This window comes from Pseudomonas sp. LBUM1653 (assembly GCF_059716115.1).
Genome location: NZ_CP166803.1, coordinates 824947 through 844576, shown reverse-complemented (window position 1 = coordinate 844576; position 19630 = coordinate 824947). Strand labels below are relative to the sequence as shown.

The 19630-nt window shown below is 59.1% G+C and carries 17 protein-coding genes; 8 read left to right on the top strand and 9 right to left on the bottom strand.

Annotated features, from left to right (window positions below; genetic code table 11):
- Positions 1–32: 32 nt before the first annotated feature.
- The 4 genes from dapB to grpE all read right to left on the bottom strand — a co-directional run bounded on the left by dapB (position 33) and on the right by grpE (position 4854).
- The gene (gene dapB / locus ACA054_RS03740) at positions 33–836 is read right to left on the bottom strand and encodes a 4-hydroxy-tetrahydrodipicolinate reductase (protein ID WP_497688244.1); all 804 of its coding nucleotides are present in this window, start codon (positions 834–836) and stop codon (positions 33–35) included.
- 10 nt (positions 837–846) lie between these two features.
- Entirely contained in the window at positions 847–1971 is a 1125-nt protein-coding gene (gene dnaJ, locus ACA054_RS03735; RefSeq protein WP_497688243.1) for a molecular chaperone DnaJ, read from the bottom strand.
- A 297-nt stretch (positions 1972–2268) separates the two neighbouring features.
- Positions 2269–4185 carry a molecular chaperone DnaK gene (dnaK, locus tag ACA054_RS03730; RefSeq protein ID WP_497637866.1) on the bottom strand — a complete coding sequence of 639 codons (1917 nt, stop codon included), beginning with the start codon at positions 4183–4185 and terminating at the stop codon, positions 2269–2271.
- 102 nt (positions 4186–4287) lie between these two features.
- Positions 4288–4854, bottom strand: coding sequence for a nucleotide exchange factor GrpE (grpE, locus tag ACA054_RS03725; protein ID WP_497688242.1), 567 nt, complete (start codon positions 4852–4854; stop codon positions 4288–4290).
- Between the two features lie 242 nt (positions 4855–5096).
- On the opposite strand from grpE, the gene recN reads away from it, so the two are divergent.
- Positions 5097–6770 (top strand): DNA repair protein RecN, encoded by a 1674-nt coding sequence (gene recN / locus ACA054_RS03720; protein ID WP_497688241.1) that lies wholly within the window; start codon positions 5097–5099, stop codon positions 6768–6770.
- 75 nt (positions 6771–6845) lie between these two features.
- On the opposite strand, the gene fur is transcribed toward recN, so the two are convergent.
- The gene (gene fur / locus ACA054_RS03715) at positions 6846–7250 is read right to left on the bottom strand and encodes a ferric iron uptake transcriptional regulator (protein ID WP_003197684.1); all 405 of its coding nucleotides are present in this window, start codon (positions 7248–7250) and stop codon (positions 6846–6848) included.
- 97 nt (positions 7251–7347) lie between these two features.
- Between fur and ACA054_RS03710 the strand changes: the two genes are divergently transcribed.
- On the top strand, positions 7348–7875 hold the full coding sequence (locus ACA054_RS03710) for an outer membrane protein assembly factor BamE (RefSeq protein ID WP_180204374.1): 528 nt from the start codon (positions 7348–7350) through the stop codon (positions 7873–7875).
- Positions 7876–8078: 203 nt separating this feature from the next.
- Here the strand turns inward: ACA054_RS03710 and ACA054_RS03705 are convergent, their stop codons facing one another.
- Genes ACA054_RS03705 through ACA054_RS03695 form a run of 3 tightly spaced genes read right to left on the bottom strand, consistent with a single transcriptional unit; the run spans position 8079 to position 10231 of the window.
- Positions 8079–8393, bottom strand: a complete 315-nt coding sequence (locus tag ACA054_RS03705; RefSeq protein WP_497688240.1) for an RnfH family protein — start codon at positions 8391–8393, stop codon at positions 8079–8081.
- Entirely contained in the window at positions 8386–8820 is a 435-nt protein-coding gene (locus tag ACA054_RS03700) for a type II toxin-antitoxin system RatA family toxin (protein ID WP_497688239.1), read from the bottom strand. The genes ACA054_RS03705 and ACA054_RS03700 overlap by 8 nt, the downstream gene beginning before the upstream one ends.
- A 7-nt stretch (positions 8821–8827) precedes the next feature.
- Positions 8828–10231 (bottom strand): sodium-dependent transporter, encoded by a 1404-nt coding sequence (locus tag ACA054_RS03695; RefSeq protein ID WP_497688238.1) that lies wholly within the window; start codon positions 10229–10231, stop codon positions 8828–8830.
- A gap of 118 nt (positions 10232–10349) precedes the next feature.
- Here ACA054_RS03695 and smpB point away from each other — a divergent pair, with 118 nt between their 5' ends.
- Positions 10350–10832: an SsrA-binding protein SmpB gene (smpB, locus tag ACA054_RS03690; RefSeq protein ID WP_095169483.1), complete on the top strand. Its 483-nt coding sequence runs from the start codon at positions 10350–10352 to the stop codon at positions 10830–10832.
- A gap of 130 nt (positions 10833–10962) precedes the next feature.
- On the opposite strand, the gene ACA054_RS03685 is transcribed toward smpB, so the two are convergent.
- Positions 10963–11730: a GntR family transcriptional regulator gene (locus tag ACA054_RS03685; RefSeq protein ID WP_497688237.1), complete on the bottom strand. Its 768-nt coding sequence runs from the start codon at positions 11728–11730 to the stop codon at positions 10963–10965.
- Positions 11731–11993: 263 nt separating this feature from the next.
- On the opposite strand from ACA054_RS03685, the gene ACA054_RS03680 reads away from it, so the two are divergent.
- The 5 genes from ACA054_RS03680 (at position 11994) to ACA054_RS03660 (ending at position 19605) form a co-directional block, all read left to right on the top strand.
- Positions 11994–13688, top strand: coding sequence for a lactate permease LctP family transporter (locus tag ACA054_RS03680; RefSeq protein WP_497688236.1), 1695 nt, complete (start codon positions 11994–11996; stop codon positions 13686–13688).
- 163 nt (positions 13689–13851) lie between these two features.
- Complete coding sequence (locus tag ACA054_RS03675) at positions 13852–14676, top strand: (Fe-S)-binding protein (protein WP_497688235.1); 825 nt, start codon at positions 13852–13854, stop codon at positions 14674–14676.
- Positions 14673–16127 carry a LutB/LldF family L-lactate oxidation iron-sulfur protein gene (locus tag ACA054_RS03670; RefSeq protein ID WP_497688234.1) on the top strand — a complete coding sequence of 485 codons (1455 nt, stop codon included), beginning with the start codon at positions 14673–14675 and terminating at the stop codon, positions 16125–16127. Before ACA054_RS03675 ends, ACA054_RS03670 begins: the two co-directional genes overlap by 4 nt.
- Complete coding sequence (locus tag ACA054_RS03665) at positions 16127–16798, top strand: LutC/YkgG family protein (RefSeq protein ID WP_497688233.1); 672 nt, start codon at positions 16127–16129, stop codon at positions 16796–16798. The genes ACA054_RS03670 and ACA054_RS03665 overlap by 1 nt, the downstream gene beginning before the upstream one ends.
- On the top strand, positions 16795–19605 hold the full coding sequence (locus ACA054_RS03660; RefSeq protein WP_497688232.1) for an FAD-binding and (Fe-S)-binding domain-containing protein: 2811 nt from the start codon (positions 16795–16797) through the stop codon (positions 19603–19605). Before ACA054_RS03665 ends, ACA054_RS03660 begins: the two co-directional genes overlap by 4 nt.
- Positions 19606–19630 lie beyond the last annotated feature (25 nt).

The following is a 19630-nucleotide window of genomic DNA, read 5'->3' as shown; positions in this document are numbered from 1 at the left end:
ACGCTGCGCGCGAGCCCGATTTCGGGTGCATCTTAACGCAGGTCGAGCACGTCTTGCATGTCATAAAGACCAGGCTCACGCCCGTCCAGCCACAATGCGGCACGCACCGCACCCTTGGCGAACGTCATGCGACTGGAAGCCTTGTGAGTGATCTCGACACGCTCACCGTCGGCGGCGAACAGCACGGTGTGATCACCCACGATGTCGCCAGCACGAACAGTGGCAAAACCGATGGTCTCGCGTTCGCGAGCACCGGTCTGGCCTTCGCGACCGTAAACCGCGACCTTCTTCAGATCGCGACCCAGGGCATCGGCAATCACCTCACCCATGCGCACGGCCGTACCGGACGGCGCATCGACTTTATGCCGATGGTGAGCTTCGGTGATCTCGATATCGACATCGTCACCCAGCACGCGAGCGGCGGTGTCGAGCAGCTTCAGGCACAGGTTGACGCCGACGCTGAAGTTGGCCGCGAAGACGATCGGGATATCCTTGCCCGCCTCTGCCAGCAACTGCTTCTCTTCAACGCTGAAGCCGGTAGTGCCGATGATCATCGCCTTGTTGTGCTTACGGCAGAAGGCGAGGTTTTTCAGGGTCACCGTCGGGTGAGTGAAGTCGATCAGCACGTCGAACTCATCGACCACACGATCCAGATCACCCGACAGCGGCACGCCGATGCGACCGATAGCCGCCAACTCACCAGCGTCCGCGCCGACCAGCGAACTGTCAGGACGATCCACTGCCGCCGTCAGGCCGGCACCCGGTGCTTGCTGCACGGCTTCGATCAGGGTTTTGCCCATGCGCCCGGCGGCGCCCATCACAGCTATACGTCGCATGCCTGTCTCCTTACAAATCGCCGAAGAAGCGCTTCACGCCTTCGAACCAGCCTGTGGTTTTCGGGGAATGACTGTTGTCGTCCGCCAGGGAGTTGCGGAACTCTTCGAGCATTTCACGCTGACGACGGCTCAGGTTGACCGGCGTCTCGACCGCCACACGGCACATCAAGTCACCCGCACCGCCGCCACGCACAGGCGCAACGCCCTTGCCACGCACGCGGAACTGCTTGCCGGTCTGAGTCCCTTCAGGGATTTTCAGCTTGACCCGACCATCGAGGGTCGGGATCTCCAGCTCGCCACCCAGCGCCGCATCGACGAAGCTGATTGGCACTTCACAGAACAGATGCTTGCCGTCACGCTGGAAGATCGAGTGCTCGCGCACGTTGATCACCACGTACAGATCGCCGGTCGGCCCGCCCTGGGCGCCCGCCTCGCCCTCGCCCGACAGGCGAATGCGGTCACCGGTATCGACACCGGCTGGGACTTTGACCGACAGGGTCTTGTACTCTTCGATACGACCTTCGCCGTGGCAGGAATCACACGGATCGGAAATGATCTTGCCCTGGCCATGGCAACGCGGACAGGTTTGCTGCACCGAGAAGAAGCCTTGCTGCATGCGCACCTGGCCGATACCACCACAGGTCGGGCAGGTAACCGGCGAAGAGCCTTTCTTGGCACCCGAGCCGTCACACGGCTTGCAGTTGACCAATGTCGGAACGCGGATATTCACGGTCGTGCCGCGCACCGCTTCTTCCAGGTTCAGCTCCAGGGTGTAACGCAAGTCGCTGCCACGCTGGGCACCGCCACGGGAACCACCGCGACCGCCACCGAAGAAGTCGCTGAAGACATCGCCAAAGATGTCGGAGAAGTTCTGACCGCCGAAACCGGCACCGCCGCCACCCATGCTCGGGTCGACACCGGCGTGGCCGTACTGGTCGTACGCCGCACGCTTGCTGGAATCGGACAGCACTTCGTAGGCCTCGTTGGCCTCCTTGAACATCTCTTCCGACGCTTTGTCATCGGGATTACGGTCCGGGTGATGCTTCATTGCCAGGCGACGGTAGGCCTTTTTCAGGTCTGCCTCGGTTGTACCTCGCTCAACACCCAATACTTCGTAATAGTCACGCTTTGCCATAAGTCTCTGCACTCTTGAGGACGTTCGACAAACCTCTCCTGAGCTTCGTCAAACTCGTTGAGCCCCAATACAGGCCCGGACCCAACTCACGTCAATTCAACGATCCTGGTCTTTGTTTCGATGAGGCACTTTCGGCGCGAAAAGCAGGAGCATTCCCGGCCATGCCACCAACACGCGAACTCTGTCGCATGCTGTAAAAATTCGCTTACTCCAGACACGCCAACGCGGGAGCAAGCTCCCGCGCGGCGACATCCTACCAGTCACCGCCGCAAGGCAGTCAACCGGCCGACCAACAACTTACTTGTGGTCTTTGACTTCTTCGAACTCAGCGTCGACGACGTCATCAGCCTTCTCAGCCGATTCGCCTTGCGGTGCAGCGCCTTCAGCAGGCTGGGCCTGTTCGGCGTACATCTTCTGCGCCACTGGAGCGGAGACCTTGGACAGCTCTTCAACCTTGGCTTCGATAGCGGCCTTGTCGTCGCCTTTGACAGCGGCTTCCAGGGCAACTACAGCAGCTTCGATCGCAGTCTTCTCTTCAGCGCTTACCTTGTCGCCAGCATCAGCGACCATTTTGCGCGTCGAGTGAACCAGTGCATCACCCTGGTTACGGGCAGCAGCCAGCTCTTCGAACTTGCGGTCTTCCTCGGCATTGGTTTCAGCATCGCGAATCATCTGCTGAATTTCTTCCTCGGACAGACCTGAGTTGGCCTTGATCACGATCGACTGAGTCTTGCCAGTGGCCTTGTCTTTAGCGCCCACGTGCAGGATGCCGTTGGCATCGATGTCGAAGGTCACTTCAATTTGCGGCACACCGCGTGGTGCTGGTGGAATCTCGGCCAGGTCGAACTTGCCCAGGGACTTGTTCTGCGCCGCTTGCTTACGCTCACCTTGCAGCACGTGGATGGTCACGGCGCCCTGGTTGTCGTCGGCAGTCGAGAACACTTGCGATTTCTTGGTAGGAATCGTGGTGTTTTTCTCGATCAGCGCGGTCATCACGCCACCCATGGTTTCGATACCCAGGGTCAGAGGGCTAACGTCGAGCAGCAGAACGTCTTTCACGTCACCGGCCAATACGGCACCCTGGATGGCAGCACCCATGGCAACGGCTTCGTCCGGGTTCACGTCTTTACGCGCTTCTTTACCGAAGAACTCGGTCACCAGCTTCTGAACCAGTGGCATACGGGTCTGACCGCCTACCAGGATCACGTCGTTGATCGAGCCAACGTCGATACCGGAGTCTTTCAGAGCGATGCGGCAAGGTTCGATGGTGCGTTGAACCAGATCTTCTACCAGCGCTTCCAGCTTGGCGCGGGAGATTTTCACGTTCAAGTGCTTAGGACCGGTGGCGTCTGCAGTGATGTACGGCAGATTCACGTCGGTCGACATGCTCGACGACAACTCGATCTTGGCTTTTTCAGCGGCTTCTTTCAGGCGCTGCATGGCCAGCGGGTCACCTTTGAGGTTCATGCCGCTTTCTTTCTTGAATTCGTCGACGAGGTAGTCGATCAGACGAATGTCAAAGTCTTCACCACCCAGGAACGTGTCACCGTTGGTGGCCAACACTTCGAACTGGTGCTCACCGTCAACTTCAGCGATTTCGATCACGGAAACGTCGAAAGTACCGCCACCCAGGTCGTAAACGATCACGGTGTGATCGCCCTTGGCCTTGTCCATACCGTAAGCCAGTGCGGCTGCGGTTGGTTCGTTGATGATACGTTTTACGTCCAGGCCCGCGATGCGACCGGCATCTTTGGTGGCTTGACGCTGGCTGTCGTTGAAGTAGGCCGGAACGGTGATTACCGCTTCGGTCACAGGCTCGCCGAGGTAGTCTTCGGCGGTCTTCTTCATTTTCTTCAGAATTTCAGCCGAGATTTGTGGCGGCGACATTTTCTGGCCGTTCACTTCAACCCAGGCGTCGTTGTTGTCAGCCTTGACGATCTTGTAAGGGACCATCTGGATGTCTTTCTGTACCACTTCTTCTTCGAAACGACGACCGATCAGACGCTTCACCGCATACAGGGTGTTGTGCGGATTGGTCACTGCCTGACGCTTGGCGGACTGGCCGACCAGAATCTCGCCATCGTTGGCGTAAGCGATGATCGACGGCGTGGTACGCGCACCTTCGGCGTTTTCAATAACTTTTGCCTTGCCGTTTTCCAGCACGGAGACGCAGGAGTTGGTAGTCCCCAGGTCGATACCGATAATTTTGCCCATGTTCACTCTCCCGAAACTTTGGATTTGGTTGCCGCAGCAGTGGTGGCTAACTGCGGTAGCACTTAAACGCTTGACTTCTAAATGGGGGCCTTGCGGCTAATTTCAAGCCTGCTCATCAATAGAGGGCGAAACTGGCGCAGGAGCCTTGCTGACCACGACCATCGCCGGACGCAGCAGGCGGCCATTGAGCTGGTAGCCCTTCTGGAACACCTTGAGCACGCTGTTCGGCTCGAGGTCGGCGCTTTCCTGCATGGCCATTGCCTGGTGAAGTACGGCATTGAACGGTTCGCCATGCGGGTCGATCGCTTCCAGCTGATAACGCTTCAGGGTGTCCTGGAACATTTTCAGGGTCAGCTCGATGCCTTCGCGCATCGGACGGATGCTTTCGTCATCCGGATTGGAAAGCTCCAGACCGCGCTCCAGGCTGTCGATGATTGGCAGCAGGTCGCCGGCGAATTTTTCCAGCGCGAATTTGTGAGCCTTTTCTACATCCTGCTCGGCGCGACGGCGGACGTTCTGCAGATCGGCGGCTACACGCAAAGCCTGATCCTGCGCGCCTGCCAGTTGCTCTTCGAGCACTTGTACACGAGCCGCCAGGTCATTACCCGAAGCCTGGGCAGCCTGGTCGGCGTCTAGATTTTGCGTATCCACTGTCTGTTCGTCAGCCATAGAATTCTCCTTTCAATATCGTCCGCGAGCATGACTCGCGCTTCTGCCCAGCTATATGGGGCCGCAAAATCCAGCTTCAAGGGGGCGACCCAACATTAACCCTACAAAAAACAGCTGCATTGTCATTCCCCTCTGTACTAATGATTTCGTCGGATCAAGCAAAACGAGCTAACGAGGGGCATTGTCAGCCAGAAACAAAACACTGTATAAATAACCAGACCTAAAGCCTGGGAGCGGCCTTTATGCTGGTGCACCTGTCTGTACATAACTACGCCATCGTTGAACATCTCGATCTTGAACTCGATCGAGGAATGAGCGTGATCACAGGGGAAACCGGCGCCGGCAAGTCGATCATGCTCGACGCGCTGGGCCTGACCCTCGGCGATCGAGCCGACAGCGGCGTGGTCCGCCCCGGTGCAGACAAGGCCGACATCCTGGCTACCTTTGACCTGGCCGACATTCCGGAAGCCAGTGCCTGGCTGACCGAACGCGACCTCGAGAACGACGGCCCGTGCATCCTGCGCCGGGTCATCACCGCCGAAGGGCGCTCGCGCGGCTACATCAACGGCACGCCCTGCCCGCTGGGCGACCTCAAGGCGCTGGGTGAACTGTTGATCGACATCCACAGCCAGCACGAACACCAGTCCCTGCTCAAGACCGACACCCATCGCCGCCTGCTCGACGAATACGCCGGCGCCACGGACCTTGCCCGCCAGGTACAGCTGGCTGCCCAGCGCTGGCGCCAGACTCACCAGGAACTTGAGCGACTGTCCAACTCCGGCGATGAGCAGCGCGCTCGCCATCAGTTGCTCAGCTATCAGCTTGAAGAACTTGAAAACCTTGGCCTCGGCGAAAGCGAACTGGAGCAGTTGGAGCAGGAACACAAGAACCTGACAAATGCGGAAACCTTGCTGGGTATCTGCCGCCAAGTGGTTGAACAATGCAGCGAGAGTGATTCCGGCAATGTCCTGAACGCCCTGACTGCAAGCCTTAATCGCCTGTCGAGTGTGAACAACTCGATTGGCGCGCTGGGCGAAGCCAGCAGCTTGCTGACCAGCGCTCAGATCCAGGTTGAAGAAGCCGTGGGTGAGTTGAACCGCTTCCTGGATAACTTCGACGCAGATCCAGCACGCCTTCAATACCTGGAAGAACGCCTCGATGCGATTTACACCATGGCGCGCAAGCACCGCATTCAGCCGACCGAGGTCGCAGAGATGCAGCAGCGGTTACTGGATGAGATTGAAACCCTGAACGCCAACGATGAATCCATCGAGCGATTGAGTGATGAGCTGGCGTCTTATGCCCGTCATTATCAGGAAAAGGCTCGAGAGTTGAGCGACCTGCGCCACCAAGCCTCCAGCAGCCTGGCCAGCGCGGTGGAACAGGAGATCCAGCGCCTGGGCATGCCCGGCGGGCGCTTTGCCATCGAATTGCGACCGAACAGCAGCAAAGAATTGCTTCCGAACGGACTCGAACAGGTAGAACTGCTGGTCAGCGCCAACCCCGGGCAGCCGTTAAAGGCACTGGCGAAGGTTGCATCGGGCGGCGAATTGTCGCGAATCAGCCTGGCCATCCAGGTCATCACCGCACAAACCTCCCGGGTCCCGACCCTGGTGTTCGACGAAGTGGACGTGGGCATCGGTGGCCCCACCGCCGAGATCGTTGGCCAGTTGCTGCGCCGTCTCGGCGAGCGCGGACAGGTTCTGACAGTTACGCACTTGCCACAGGTGGCGGCGCAGGGCCATCAGCATTTGTTTGTGCATAAAGTGCGCGGCGAGGATGCCACTCGCACGGCTGTATCCAAACTGAGCAAAAACGATCGCGTCGAAGAAGTGGCGCGGATGCTGGGCGGGATTGATCTCACCAAGGAATCCCTGGCTCACGCAAAGAAAATGGTCGTCACTGCAAAAATTTGAGATCGGCAGAAAGCACGAAGGCGACCCTGGGGTCGCCTTCGTTCGTTTCGCGAACCCTGGGTTCGCGCGACATGCTTACTTTTTCTTGCGTACGTACAACACAAGATTGTGATCAACCATCTCGAAACCATACTTGTCGACGATGGCTTTCTGCAGGCGCTCGATTTCTTCGTCGAAGAATTCGATCACTTCGCTGGTTTCGACGTTGACCATATGGTCGTGATGCTTGCCGTCGTCCAGCTCGAAGACCGCATGGCCTCCGTCGAAGTTGTGCCGCACCACAAGTCCAGCTGCTTCGAACTGGGTCAGTACACGGTAAACCGTGGCCAGACCGACGTCCTCGCCAGCCTCCATCAATGCCTTATAGACATCCTCGGCACTCATGTGGCGCTGCTCAGCGGAGTCGAGCATTTGCAGAATCTTGACCCGTGGCAGGGTCACTTTGAGGCCGGCTTTGCGTAGTTCGCTATTTTCAACCATGGTCAGCTTTCTCGCGATGCTGCTTCGCAGCTTCTCTTAATGCGGGTATGATCGGCGTTTACGTTGTCCCAGCCAAGATAGTGGAAGTCGCCCACCGATGCAAAACACCAAGCTCTTGCTAACCAGTTTCACCTTTGTGGGACTGCTCGCACTCGCCGGTTGTTCATTCCCCGGGGTTTACAAAATCGACATCCAGCAGGGCAATGTCGTCACGCAGGACATGATAGACCAGTTACGCCCGGGAATGACCCGAAAGCAAGTACGGTTTATCATGGGCAACCCTCTGTTGACTGACACGTTCCATGCCGATCGCTGGGATTATCTGTACAGCCTGCAACCGGGCGGCGGCGAACGCCAACAGGAACGCATTAGCGTTATCTTCAACCCAAATGACCAACTTGTCAGCCTCTCTGGCGATTTCATGCCGGGCGTGAGCCGCGACGAAGCCATTCTGGGCAAGGACACTGGCACCACTGTCACCGCGCCAGCCGAGCAGGTCGAGCAGCCGAAACCGGAAAAACCGGTAAAGCCGGGCTCGTTGCTCGATCAGATCCAGAAGGAAGTGGACGGTGTCGAAACCGTGCCAGTCCCGACTCCAGAACCCCTGGAAACCTCGCCGCAATAATTTGTGGCGAGGGGATTTAGCGAAGCGTCGCACCGCCCCGTTGGGCCGCGAAGCGGCCCTCAGCGCCCTCTCAAGCAGATCGAGTGGTTCGGATTTACGACTGCTTCGCAGCCGAACGGGGCGGTGCGACGCTTCGCTAAATCCCCTCGCCACAGATTTCTTGCTTGCCTGAAAATTGTCTTAATGCCTGGCATTTACCCGGCTCACTCACTGCGCGCTTTGGCCTCGGCAGCCTTTGCCGCACGCAGTCGACGCACCTCCTTCGGATCTGCCAGCAATGGCCGGTAAATCTCGATGCGATCGCCTGATTGAACCGGACGACTTTCGGGATGGACTATCACCTTGCCAAAGATCCCCACCGGACACTGCGACAGGTCCAACTCCGGAAAAGCCTGACCCATACCGGACTTCAGCAACGCGGCGCGAACGGTGGTTCCTGCCGACACCCTCACCGGCAGGAGCACCTGCCGATCAAGAGCGGCATAGACCACCTCGACCTCAATCATCGCCTCAACCATGTATTTGCTTGACGCGCTGGCAGAACGCGTCCATCAGCGTATTGGCCGCCTGATTGAACAACGGCCCCAGGGTCGCGCGAATGATCGGGCCTGCGTAATCGAACGACAGGTCCAGACTGATCTTGCAGGCCTTCTCACCCAACGGCTTAAATACCCACACTCCATGCAACTGAGTGAACGGCCCCTCTTCAAGGTTCATCTCGATCGACTGGCCGGGCACCAGGGTGTTGCGCGTCACGAAATGCTGGCTGAGGCCAGCCTTGGCCACGCCAACGCTCGCGCGCATATGATCGGTAGAGCTTTCCAGGACTTCGGCCGATGAGCACCAAGGCAGGAACTCCGGATAACGCGCCACGTCGTTGACCAGGTCATACAGCGCTTGCGCGGGGTACGGCAGCAAGGCCGAACGTGAAATGTGTGTCGTCATGTCAGCGTCACTTCCACAGCTGTGCGGCAAACACTACAAGAATGCCGATTGGCGCCACATAGCGCATCAAGAACAAGGACAGGGTGAACAACGCCGGGCTGCGGATCGACAATTCGTCGCGCACCGCATCCCGCCCCATCACCCAGCCTGCAAACACCACGAAACACAACCCACCGAGCGGCAGCATGATTCGTGAGGTGAAAAAATCGATTACCCCAAAGAAATCCAGACCGCCCGCGGCTCCCCACTGGTAGAGGTGGAACAAACCGCCTTCGTTCACGAAAAACTTGGCCTCCTTCCAGATATTGAAGGAAAAAACCGTACCGAGACCGACAAACCAGCATGTGAATGCCAGCCAGAAAGTTACCCAGGCGCGGCTGACTTTTGTCCGCTCAACCAGGTACGCCACCATCGGCTCGAGCAGCGAAATCGCTGAACTCCAGGCCGCAATCGCTACCAGCACAAAGAACACTACGCCCATCAACTGGCCAAACGCTACGTTGCCGAAGGCAAATGGCAGGCTGACAAACATCAGGCCAGGGCCTTCACTGGGGTTCAGCCCCCCGGCAAACACAATCGGAAACAACGCTAGACCAGCCACCAGGGACACAAAGGTATCCAGCAGCGCCACGCCGACGATGGTCCCGGAAATCGACGAATGCTTGGGCATGTAGGCGCCGTAGATCATGATCGAACCGACGCCCACGCTCAGGGAAAAGAATGCATGCCCCATGGCCGGCAACAAGCCGTCGAGGACTTTTTCCGGGTGGAAGTCGAACATGAAATGCACGCCCTCCATGAAATGCCCGGTCGTCATGCTGTAGCCCAGCAGCACAAGGATCATCACGAACAGCAACGGCATCATGATCCGCAGACTACGTTCAAGCCCCGCGACCACGCCCTTGGCGATGACTACCGCCGATAGCAGCATAAAAATCGTGTGCCAAAGTGTCAGGCGCCATGGATCGGCAATTACATTGCCAAAGTACGCGCCCACCTGATCGGGCGTCGCCCCCTGGAAGTCGCCACGGCCCATGTCGATGATGTAATCCAGCGACCAGCCGCCGACCACACTATAGAAAGACAGAATCAGCAGCGCCGTGATCATCCCGGCAAAGGCCCCCCAGGACCATTTGCCCGAATGCCCTGCTTCCAGCGCCAGCACCTTCAAGGCGTTGGCCGGACTCTGCCGGGCACGCCGGCCGATCAGGGTTTCCGCGAGCATGACCGGCACACCGATCAACGCGATACAGGCCAGGAACATCAGCACGAAGGCGCCGCCGCCATAGACCCCGACCATGTAGGGGAATTTCCAGATACTACCCAGACCCACGGCCGAACCGGTCGCGGCGAGTATGAAGACCCAGCGGCTAGCCCAACTGCCGTGGACAGAAACCTTGTCTGTCGACATCGTTATTACGACCAAGCGTTCAAAAAAGAGGCCGCATTGTCCGGGATTCAATCAACCTGCTCAAGCATGTAGCAACACCGTAGCCGACTCGCGTGCAACTCCCTATAATGCCGCCCCTATGGCTAAACAGAAGAAACACCCAACAGGGACCATCGCGCAAAATAAAAAGGCGCGACACGATTACTTCATCGAACATCGGTTCGAGGCTGGTCTGGTCCTGGCCGGCTGGGAAGTAAAAAGTCTGCGGGCAAGCAAGTTGCAACTGGTTGACAGTTACGTACTGCTCAAGGATGGCGAAGCCTGGCTGCTCGGCAGTCACATCACGCCCCTGATGACCGCCAGTACCCACGTCATCGCCGATCCGGTGCGCACGCGAAAATTGCTGCTCAACCGGCGGGAGCTGGAAAAGCTCGCCGCTGCCGTGCAGCAAAAAGGCTACGCCTGCGTGTGCCTGTCCTGGTACTGGAGCAAGCACATGGTCAAGTGCGAAATTGCCCTGGGCAAGGGCAAGAAGGAATACGACAAGCGTGATACCGAGCGCGAACGCGACGCCGGGCGCGAATTGCAGCGCGCGGTGCGCAACAAGGGCAAGGAAGATTAATTTCCTTTTTGCCTGAGATCGCATCGCGAGCAAGCTCGCTCCCACATGTGCTTTGTGTCGTTCACAAATCCACTGTGGGAGCGAGCTTGCTCGCGATGGCGATCGCACAAATCACCACAAAACCAACTGACTACATCCCCTTACGCCGCTCCGCCCGAGCCACGCGCTGCACTTCCTGACGCACCTCCTCCAGCACCTCCTGCACATACAGAATGTGTCGACTGGAGACTTCCCGCGCCTGTTCCGCCCGGCCTTCGATAATCGCCTGATACAACTCCCGGTGTTGCGTAATCAGCATGTCGCGGGTCTCGGTGCGCTGCTTGTACATGCCGCCGATGTTCGTGACCACGTTTCGCTTGAGCAGATCGAACAGGCCTCGAATGGTGTGCAGCAGCACCGCGTTATGACTGGCTTCAGCGATCGCCAGATGAAAATTTGCATCCGCCGCGCCCTCTTCCGCCCGACTGACTTCATCGTGACGCGAATAGCAGTCCAGCAATTGATTGAACGCCGCGGTCAATCGCTCACGGTCAACGTCGGTGGCGCGTAACGCCGCGTAATAGGCGCAGGACGCTTCCAGCGTGTGGCGAAACTCCAGCAGATCGCGTTGCGCTTCGGGGTTGCTTTCCAGCAGATGCAACAGTGGATCACTGAACGTCGTACCCAGGGACTCCACCACGTAATTGCCGCCACCCTGACGACTGACCAGCAGGCCCTTGGCGGTCAATTTCTGAATAGCTTCGCGCAACGAAGGACGAGAAACGCCAAATTGCTCGGCCAACGCGCGTTCCGCCGGCAAGCGCTCACCGGCCTTCAGCGTGCCCTCAAGGATCATGCCCTCGAGCTGCTCGACAATATCGTCAGACAAACGGCGCTGCCGAATCTGATCAAACCCCATAACTCGATTTCTCCACCATCCCGACGGCGCGCCGGGGCTCTATTCTGGCCTATCCATGCGACGCAGGCACCTGCCACGCGACCATTACCCGAACAGGCCAAATCCTCTGCAAAACCCTGCCTACGACAAAAGTTTTAGGGCGGCAAATTGACACACCGCCTACAAGGCTTTTACCCTAGCCAACAGCGATTGTAAATTGGTATTACCAATTAACCAAGAACGCTGATCAGTGCCTGACCAACAACAATTAGGGGCCACCCCATATGCAAACCTGGCAACAGCTCTACAGCCCGCTCGGCAGCCTCGGCCTGTCCGCACTCGCAGCCGTTATTCCCATCGTGTTTTTCTTCCTGGCGCTGGCCGTGTTCCGTCTCAAAGGACATGTGGCCGGCAGCATCACCCTGGCCTTGTCGATCCTGGTGGCAATCATTGCCTTCAAGATGCCGGTCGACATGGCGTTCGCCGCCGCCGGGTATGGCTTTGCCTATGGCCTGTGGCCGATCGCCTGGATCATCGTGGCGGCGGTATTCCTCTACAAACTGACGGTCAAGAGTGGCCAGTTCGAAGTGATCCGCAGCTCGGTGCTGTCGATCACCGACGACCAGCGCCTGCAAGTGTTGCTGATCGGTTTCTGCTTCGGCGCCTTCCTCGAAGGCGCGGCCGGTTTCGGCGCACCGGTGGCGATCACCGCCGCGCTGCTCGTAGGCCTGGGCTTCAACCCGCTGTACGCCGCGGGCCTGTGCCTGATCGCGAACACCGCGCCGGTAGCCTTCGGCGCCCTGGGTATTCCGATCATCGTCGCCGGGCAAGTGACCGGCATCGACGCCTTCAAGATCGGCGCCATGACGGGTCGCCAGCTGCCGCTGCTGTCGCTGTTCGTGCCATTCTGGCTGGTGTTCATGATGGATGGCCTGCGCGGCGTGCGGGAAACCTGGCCGGCTGCGCTGGTCGCGGGCTTGAGCTTCGCCGTGACCCAATACTTCACCTCCAACTTCATCGGCCCGGAACTACCAGACATCACGTCGGCCCTGGCCAGCCTGATTTCCCTGACCCTGTTCCTGAAGATCTGGCAGCCAAAACGCGCCGCCGGCCAGCACATCGTCGGCGCCGTGTCGGCTTCCGTAGTCAGCGCCAGCGTCGGTGGTTTCGGCCAGAAGCGCACCACCTTCGCTTCGCCTTACAGGCTGGGTGAAATTTTCAAAGCCTGGTCGCCGTTCCTGATCCTGACCGTGCTGGTGACCATCTGGACGCTAAAACCCTTCAAGGCGATGTTTGCCGCTGGCGGCTCGATGTACAACTTCGTGTTCAACTTCGCCATCCCGCACCTGGACCAGATGGTGATCAAGGTGGCACCGATCGTAGCCGCACCGACCGCCCTCCCAGCGGTGTTCAAGCTTGATCCGATTTCCGCCACCGGCACCGCGATTTTCTTCTCGGCGCTGATCTCGATGCTGGTTCTGAAGATCAACCTCAAAACTGGTCTGACCACTTTGAAAGAGACCTTCTACGAACTGCGCTGGCCGATTCTGTCCATCGGCATGGTGTTGGCCTTCGCATTCGTCACCAACTACTCGGGCATGTCGTCGACCATGGCCCTGGTCCTGGCCGGCACGGGCGCAGCCTTCCCGTTCTTCTCGCCGTTCCTCGGCTGGCTGGGCGTGTTCCTGACCGGCTCCGACACCTCGTCCAACGCGCTGTTCAGTTCGTTGCAGGCGACCACCGCCCACCAGATCGGTGTCAACGACACCTTGCTGGTGGCGGCGAACACCAGCGGCGGCGTGACCGGCAAGATGATCTCGCCACAATCGATTGCTGTGGCCTGCGCGGCGACTGGCCTTGTGGGCAAGGAATCGGACCTGTTCCGCTTCACCCTCAAGCACAGCCTGTTCTTTGCAACGATTGTCGGCCTGATCACTCTGGCCCAGGCCTACTGGTTCACCGGGATGCTTGTGCACTAAGCGCTACAAGCAGCTACATGAGTAAGTCCGAAAAAACCGACGCCGGGCCACGACCCCGGCGTCAGCTATTCACTACCCGGTCTGTAAGGCTGCTGAAAGAATCCCTGTCTATATTCAGCGGCCTCAACGGACGGATAACCGGGCCCACCCGGAGACACGCCTGATGAGCGAGCTTTTTTACAACGCTGTGCCGAATGCGACCCGTGTCGCCCCGCCACTGCCCGAGCCTCGGCAATACCCCAGCGAGAAACCGCAACGGGTGTACCTGTTCGGGACCTGCGTAGTGGATCTGTTCTACCCGCAAGCCGGAATGGATGCGATCCACTTGCTGGAACGCGAAGGCATCCGTGTCGAGTACCCGCAAGGGCAAAGTTGCTGCGGACAACCGGCCTATACCTCGGGCTACACCGAGCAGGCCAGGACCGTCGCGCGCTCGCAACTGGCGCTGTTCGCCGAGGATTATCCGGTGGTGGTGCCTTCGGGTTCCTGCGCAGGCATGTTGCGCGAACACTATGCCGACTTGTTCAAGGAGGAACCGGACACGTTGAAACAGGTCCAGGCACTGGCAGCCAGGACCTATGAACTGGCCGAGTTCCTGTTGTTTGTCTGCAAAGTGCAGTTCAAGGACAGCGGTACGCCGGTGAAGGTAGCGTTGCACACGTCGTGTTCGGCACGCCGTGAAATGAACACCCACCTGCACGGCCGCGAACTGTTGTCGCAACTGAGCAACGTGGAACGGGTCGAACACAGGCACGAAAGCGAATGCTGTGGCTTCGGTGGGACTTTCAGCGTCCGTATGCCGGATATTTCCGGCGCGATGGTGGCTGACAAGACCCGATCGTTGAAGGAATCCGGCGCGCACCAAATACTCAGTGCCGACTGCGGTTGCCTGATGAACATCAACGGTTCGCTGGAGAAACAGAAGGAAGCGTTGCGCGGTCAACACCTGGCCAGTTTCCTCTGGCAGCGTACCGGGGGTGCCCAATGAGTGCCGCCGAGATTATTCCTACGGTCGCCGTAGAAGAAGATTTCCGCACCCGGGCGCACGAGGCGTTGGGCGACGCGCAATTGCGAAACAACTTTCGCAAGGCGATGGATTCACTGATGACCAAACGGGCCGCGGCTTTCAGCGATGCCCACGAACGAGAACATCTGCGAGCGCTGGGCAATGCTGTCCGCGCCCGTGCGTTATCCAAGTTGCCTGAATTGCTCGAGCAACTTGAACAGAACCTGACCCGCAACGGTGTGACAGTGCACTGGGCGGAAACGGTGGACGAAGCCAATGGCATCGTCCTCTCGATCATCCGCGCTCACGAGGGGCGGCAAGTGATCAAGGGTAAATCGATGGTCAGCGAAGAAATGGAGATGAACCACGTCCTCGCTGAACAGGGCATTGAATGCCTGGAATCGGACATGGGCGAGTACATCGTCCAGCTCGACCACGAGAAGCCTTCACACATAATCATGCCGGCGATCCACAAGAACGCCGGTCAGGTCGCGTCCTTGTTCCACGACAAACTTGGCGTGGAATACACCAAGGACGTTGACCAACTCATTCAGATCGGTCGCAGGGTCCTGCGGCAGAAATTCTTCGAAGCGGACATCGGCGTCTCCGGCGTCAACTTCGCCGTGGCCGAAACCGGCACCCTGCTGCTGGTGGAAAACGAAGGCAACGGCCGCATGACCACCACGGTGCCACCGGTGCACATCGCCGTCACCGGCATCGAAAAAGTCGTGGAGAACCTGCGCGACGTGGTGCCGCTACTGTCGTTGCTGACCCGTTCGGCCCTGGGCATCCCGATCACCACCTACGTCAACATGATCTCCGGCCCGCGCAAGGAGCATGAGCTCGACGGCCCCCGGGAAGTGCACCTGGTACTGCTCGACAATGGTCGCAGCCAGGCCTTTGCCGACAGCGAACTGCGTCAGACCCTGAACTGTATTCGCTGCGGCGCCTGCATGAATCATTGCCCGGTCTACACTCGAATCGGCGGCCATGCCTACGGCGAGGTCTACCCCGGCCCTATCGGGAAAATCATCACCCCGCACATGGTTGGCCTGGCGAAAGTCCCGGACCACCCGAGCGCCTCTTCGTTGTGCGGTGCCTGCGGTGAAGTGTGCCCGGTAAAAATCCCGATCCCTTCCTTGCTACGTCGTTTGCGCGAAGAGAACGTCAAAGCGCCGGACAGCCCGGATCAAGTGATGCGCGGCCAGGGCAGCAAGTACTCGCGCAAGGAACGATTCATCTGGAACGCCTGGGCCCGACTCAACAGCTCACCGACGCTGTATCGCCTGTTCGGGCTGGCCGCTACTCGCCTGCGCGCCCTTACGCCAAACAATGTCGGCCCATGGACGCAAAACCACAGCGCCCCGAAACCCGCCGCCCGTTCACTGCATGACATGGCTCGCGAGCATCTGGCCAAACAGGGAGATCGTTGATGAGTGCCAAGCAAAACATCCTCGCCAAGTTGCGCAAAAGTCTGACAGGCACCACCCCGGTGGCTGACAACTTCGACGTCGAGCTGGTGACGAAGCCCTACATCTACACGCCAGAGCAACGCATCCCGCAACTGCGCAAACTGATGGAAGCCGTGCACACGGAGATCCATCTGACATCGGGTGAACACTGGCCAGCCTTGCTGGCAACACTGCTGCAAGATCGCCAGCTGCCAAGCCTGTTGATCGCCCCGACTACGCCGCACGGGCAACGTGTCACACAGCATTGGGCGAAAAATCCCGGCCTGCCGGCGCTCAAGGCCTACGACCGTCCGGTTGAAGAATGGAAAGCGGAACTGTTCAACGACACCCCGGCGAGCCTGACCACCACCCTTGGCGCAATCGCCGCCACGGGCAGCCTGATTATTTGGCCGACGCGGGAAGAACCGCGCCTCATGAGCCTGGCGCCACCGGTGCATTTTGCCCTGCTCAAGGCCAGTGAAATCCGCGATAACTTCTATCAGGTACAGCAGGAATTCGAATGGGCCCAAGGCATGCCGACCAATGCCTTGCTGGTTTCCGGTCCGTCGAAAACCGCTGACATCGAACAAGTTCTGGCCTACGGCGCCCACGGTCCGAAAGACCTGGTAGTGTTGATTCTGGAGGACCAATGAGTCTACCGGCCGCTTTCCTGCGCGATGCGCAGCAACTGATTCCACTGGAACGGCGTTTTGACGATCCGCTGTCGACTTTGGCCTTCGGCACCGATGCCAGTTTCTATCGACTGATTCCGCAACTGGTGATTCGCGTCGAGTCGGAAGATGAAGTGGTGGCGCTGCTGCAACTGGCGCAGCGCGACCGGGTTGCCGTGACCTTCCGCGCCGCCGGCACCAGCCTGTCCGGGCAAGCCATCAGCGATTCGGTGTTGATCGTGCTTGGGGATAACTGGAACGGTCGCGAGATCCGTGGCCAAGGCACAAAAATTCGCCTGCAACCAGGGGTGATCGGCGCGCAGGCCAATGCCTGGCTGGCACCGTTCGGGCGCAAGATCGGCCCGGACCCTGCGTCGATCAACGCCTGCAAAATCGGCGGCATCGTTGCCAACAATGCCAGCGGCATGTGCTGCGGCACGGCGCAAAACACCTATCACACCCTGGCGGGCATTCGTCTGGTGCTGGCCGATGGCAGCCGTCTCGATACCGAAGATGCTGCCAGTGTCGCGGCGTTTCGGGCCAGTCATGGCGACCTGCTGGAGCGTCTCGCGACCTTGGGCCGCGAGACCCGTGCCAATGCCGAACTGGCTGCGAAAATTCGCCATAAATATCGTTTGAAAAACACCACAGGCCTGTCACTCAACGCCCTGGTGGATTACGACGAGCCTGTGGATATCTTGAGCCACTTGCTGGTGGGTTCCGAAGGCACTCTCGGCTTCATCAGCGCGGTGACCTACGACACGGTGATTGATCACCCAAACAAGGCCTCGGCGCTGATCGTATTTCCGGACGTGGAAACCTGCTGCAACTCCGTCACCGTGCTGAAAAGCCAACCGGTGTCAGCGGTAGAACTGCTGGACCGCCGCAGCCTGCGTTCGGTGCAGAACAAGCCCGGCATGCCCGCTTTCGTCCAACACCTGTCGAACAATGCCTGCGCCCTGCTGATCGAATCCCGCGCGGCATCTACCTCTTTGTTAAGGGAACAGCTGGCGCAGATCATGGCGTCGCTGTCCTCGTTCCCGGTAGAGAAACAAGTCGATTTCACCGAAGACCCGCTGGAAAACGCCCGACTCTGGGCGATCCGCAAGGACACCTTCCCCGCCGTCGGTGCGGTACGTAAAACCGGGACCACGGTGATCATCGAGGACGTGACCTTCCCGGTGGAACAACTGGCAATCGGTGTGAACCGGCTGATCGAGCTGTTCGACAAACATCACTACGATGAAGCGATCCTTTTCGGACATGCACTGGAAGGCAATCTGCACTTCGTCTTCACCCAAGGATTCAACAACCCGCAAGAAGTCGCACGCTACCAGGCGTTCATGGACGACGTGGCGCAACTGGTGGCTGTCGAGTTTGGTGGTTCGCTCAAGGCCGAGCACGGCACCGGGCGCAACATGGCTCCGTTCGTCGAACTGGAATGGGGCAGCGACGCCTACCAGTTGATGTGGCAGCTCAAGCGCCTGCTCGATCCCAACGGCATTCTCAACCCGGACGTGGTGCTCAGCGAAGACCCGCAAATCCACCTCAAACATCTGAAACCCTTGCCCGCCGCCGACGAGATCGTCGACAAGTGCATCGAATGCGGCTTCTGCGAGCCGGTCTGCCCCTCCAAAGGCCTGACCTTGAGCCCGCGTCAGCGCATCGTGATCTGGCGTGACATCCAGGCGAAGAAACGTGCCGGGGTCGATACCCGCGAACTTGAAGCGGCCTTTGAATACCAGGGCATCGATACCTGCGCTGCCACCGGTCTTTGTGCGCAACGTTGCCCTGTGGGAATCAACACCGGCGAGCTGGTGAAAAAGCTTCGCGGTCTACACGCCACTCATACGAAAACCGCCAACTGGCTGGAAGGAAACTTCGCCACAGCGCTGCAAGGTGCACGTTTTACCCTGCACGTGGCCAATGGTGCGCGGATGCTCCTGGGCGCGCCGCGCCTGGCAAAGCTGTCGGCGACGTTGACGCGCTTGTCCAAAGGTCAGGTCCCGCAATGGACCAACGCCATGCCGCAGCCGGAAAAAGCCATTCGCTTCAGCCCGACGGTAAGCGACGAACGACCGCGCGTGGTGTATCTGGCAGCCTGCGTTTCACGGGCCATGGGGCCGGCGGCTGGCGACAAGGAGCAAATGTCACTGTACGACAAGACCCGCGGCCTGCTGGAAAAAGCCGGTTATCAGGTGGTCTTCCCGGACAATCTGGACAACCTTTGCTGCGGCCAGCCCTTCGCTTCCAAAGGCTATGCCGAACAGGCCGAACACAAACGCCAGGAACTGATCGGCGCCCTGCTTCACGCCAGCCGTGGCGGGCTCGACCCCATCTACTGTGACACCAGCCCCTGCACATTGCGCCTGACCCAGGACCTGGGCGATGTGCGCCTGGACCTGTACGACCCGGTACGTTTCATCCGTACGCACTTGATGGATCGACTGCAGTTCACGCCGCAGGAAGCGCCCATCGCGGTGCATGTCACCTGCAGCACCCAGCATCTGGGCGAAAGCCAGGCGCTGATCGATCTGGCGCGCAAATGCAGCAAAAATGTGGTTATCCCCGAAGGTATTCACTGTTGCGGATTTGCCGGCGACAAGGGCTTCACCACCCCCGAGCTGAACGCACATTCGCTGCGCACCTTGAAGGATGCGGTGCAGTATTGCAGCGAAGGCATCTCCACCAGCCGCACCTGCGAAATCGGTCTCACCCAGCACGGCGGGATCGATTATCACGGACTGGTCTACCTGGTAGACCGCGTAACCCAAGCGCGCCCTGCTTGAGGGTGTACCCCCAAAAAATTGTGGG

What these genes read in the sequence shown, in the direction of transcription:
- dapB (WP_497688244.1), bottom strand. Translation starts at nt 836, where the DNA reads ATGCGACGTATAGCTGTGATGGGCGCCGCCGGGCGCATGGGCAAAACC.
- dnaJ (WP_497688243.1), bottom strand. Translation starts at nt 1,971, where the DNA reads ATGGCAAAGCGTGACTATTACGAAGTATTGGGTGTTGAGCGAGGTACA.
- dnaK (WP_497637866.1), bottom strand. Translation starts at nt 4,185, where the DNA reads ATGGGCAAAATTATCGGTATCGACCTGGGGACTACCAACTCCTGCGTC.
- grpE (WP_497688242.1), bottom strand. Translation starts at nt 4,854, where the DNA reads ATGGCTGACGAACAGACAGTGGATACGCAAAATCTAGACGCCGACCAG.
- recN (WP_497688241.1), top strand. Translation starts at nt 5,097, where the DNA reads ATGCTGGTGCACCTGTCTGTACATAACTACGCCATCGTTGAACATCTC.
- fur (WP_003197684.1), bottom strand. Translation starts at nt 7,250, where the DNA reads ATGGTTGAAAATAGCGAACTACGCAAAGCCGGCCTCAAAGTGACCCTG.
- ACA054_RS03710 (WP_180204374.1), top strand. Translation starts at nt 7,348, where the DNA reads ATGCAAAACACCAAGCTCTTGCTAACCAGTTTCACCTTTGTGGGACTG.
- ACA054_RS03705 (WP_497688240.1), bottom strand. Translation starts at nt 8,393, where the DNA reads ATGGTTGAGGCGATGATTGAGGTCGAGGTGGTCTATGCCGCTCTTGAT.
- ACA054_RS03700 (WP_497688239.1), bottom strand. Translation starts at nt 8,820, where the DNA reads ATGACGACACACATTTCACGTTCGGCCTTGCTGCCGTACCCCGCGCAA.
- ACA054_RS03695 (WP_497688238.1), bottom strand. Translation starts at nt 10,231, where the DNA reads ATGTCGACAGACAAGGTTTCTGTCCACGGCAGTTGGGCTAGCCGCTGG.
- smpB (WP_095169483.1), top strand. Translation starts at nt 10,350, where the DNA reads ATGGCTAAACAGAAGAAACACCCAACAGGGACCATCGCGCAAAATAAA.
- ACA054_RS03685 (WP_497688237.1), bottom strand. Translation starts at nt 11,730, where the DNA reads ATGGGGTTTGATCAGATTCGGCAGCGCCGTTTGTCTGACGATATTGTC.
- ACA054_RS03680 (WP_497688236.1), top strand. Translation starts at nt 11,994, where the DNA reads ATGCAAACCTGGCAACAGCTCTACAGCCCGCTCGGCAGCCTCGGCCTG.
- ACA054_RS03675 (WP_497688235.1), top strand. Translation starts at nt 13,852, where the DNA reads ATGAGCGAGCTTTTTTACAACGCTGTGCCGAATGCGACCCGTGTCGCC.
- ACA054_RS03670 (WP_497688234.1), top strand. Translation starts at nt 14,673, where the DNA reads ATGAGTGCCGCCGAGATTATTCCTACGGTCGCCGTAGAAGAAGATTTC.
- ACA054_RS03665 (WP_497688233.1), top strand. Translation starts at nt 16,127, where the DNA reads ATGAGTGCCAAGCAAAACATCCTCGCCAAGTTGCGCAAAAGTCTGACA.
- ACA054_RS03660 (WP_497688232.1), top strand. Translation starts at nt 16,795, where the DNA reads ATGAGTCTACCGGCCGCTTTCCTGCGCGATGCGCAGCAACTGATTCCA.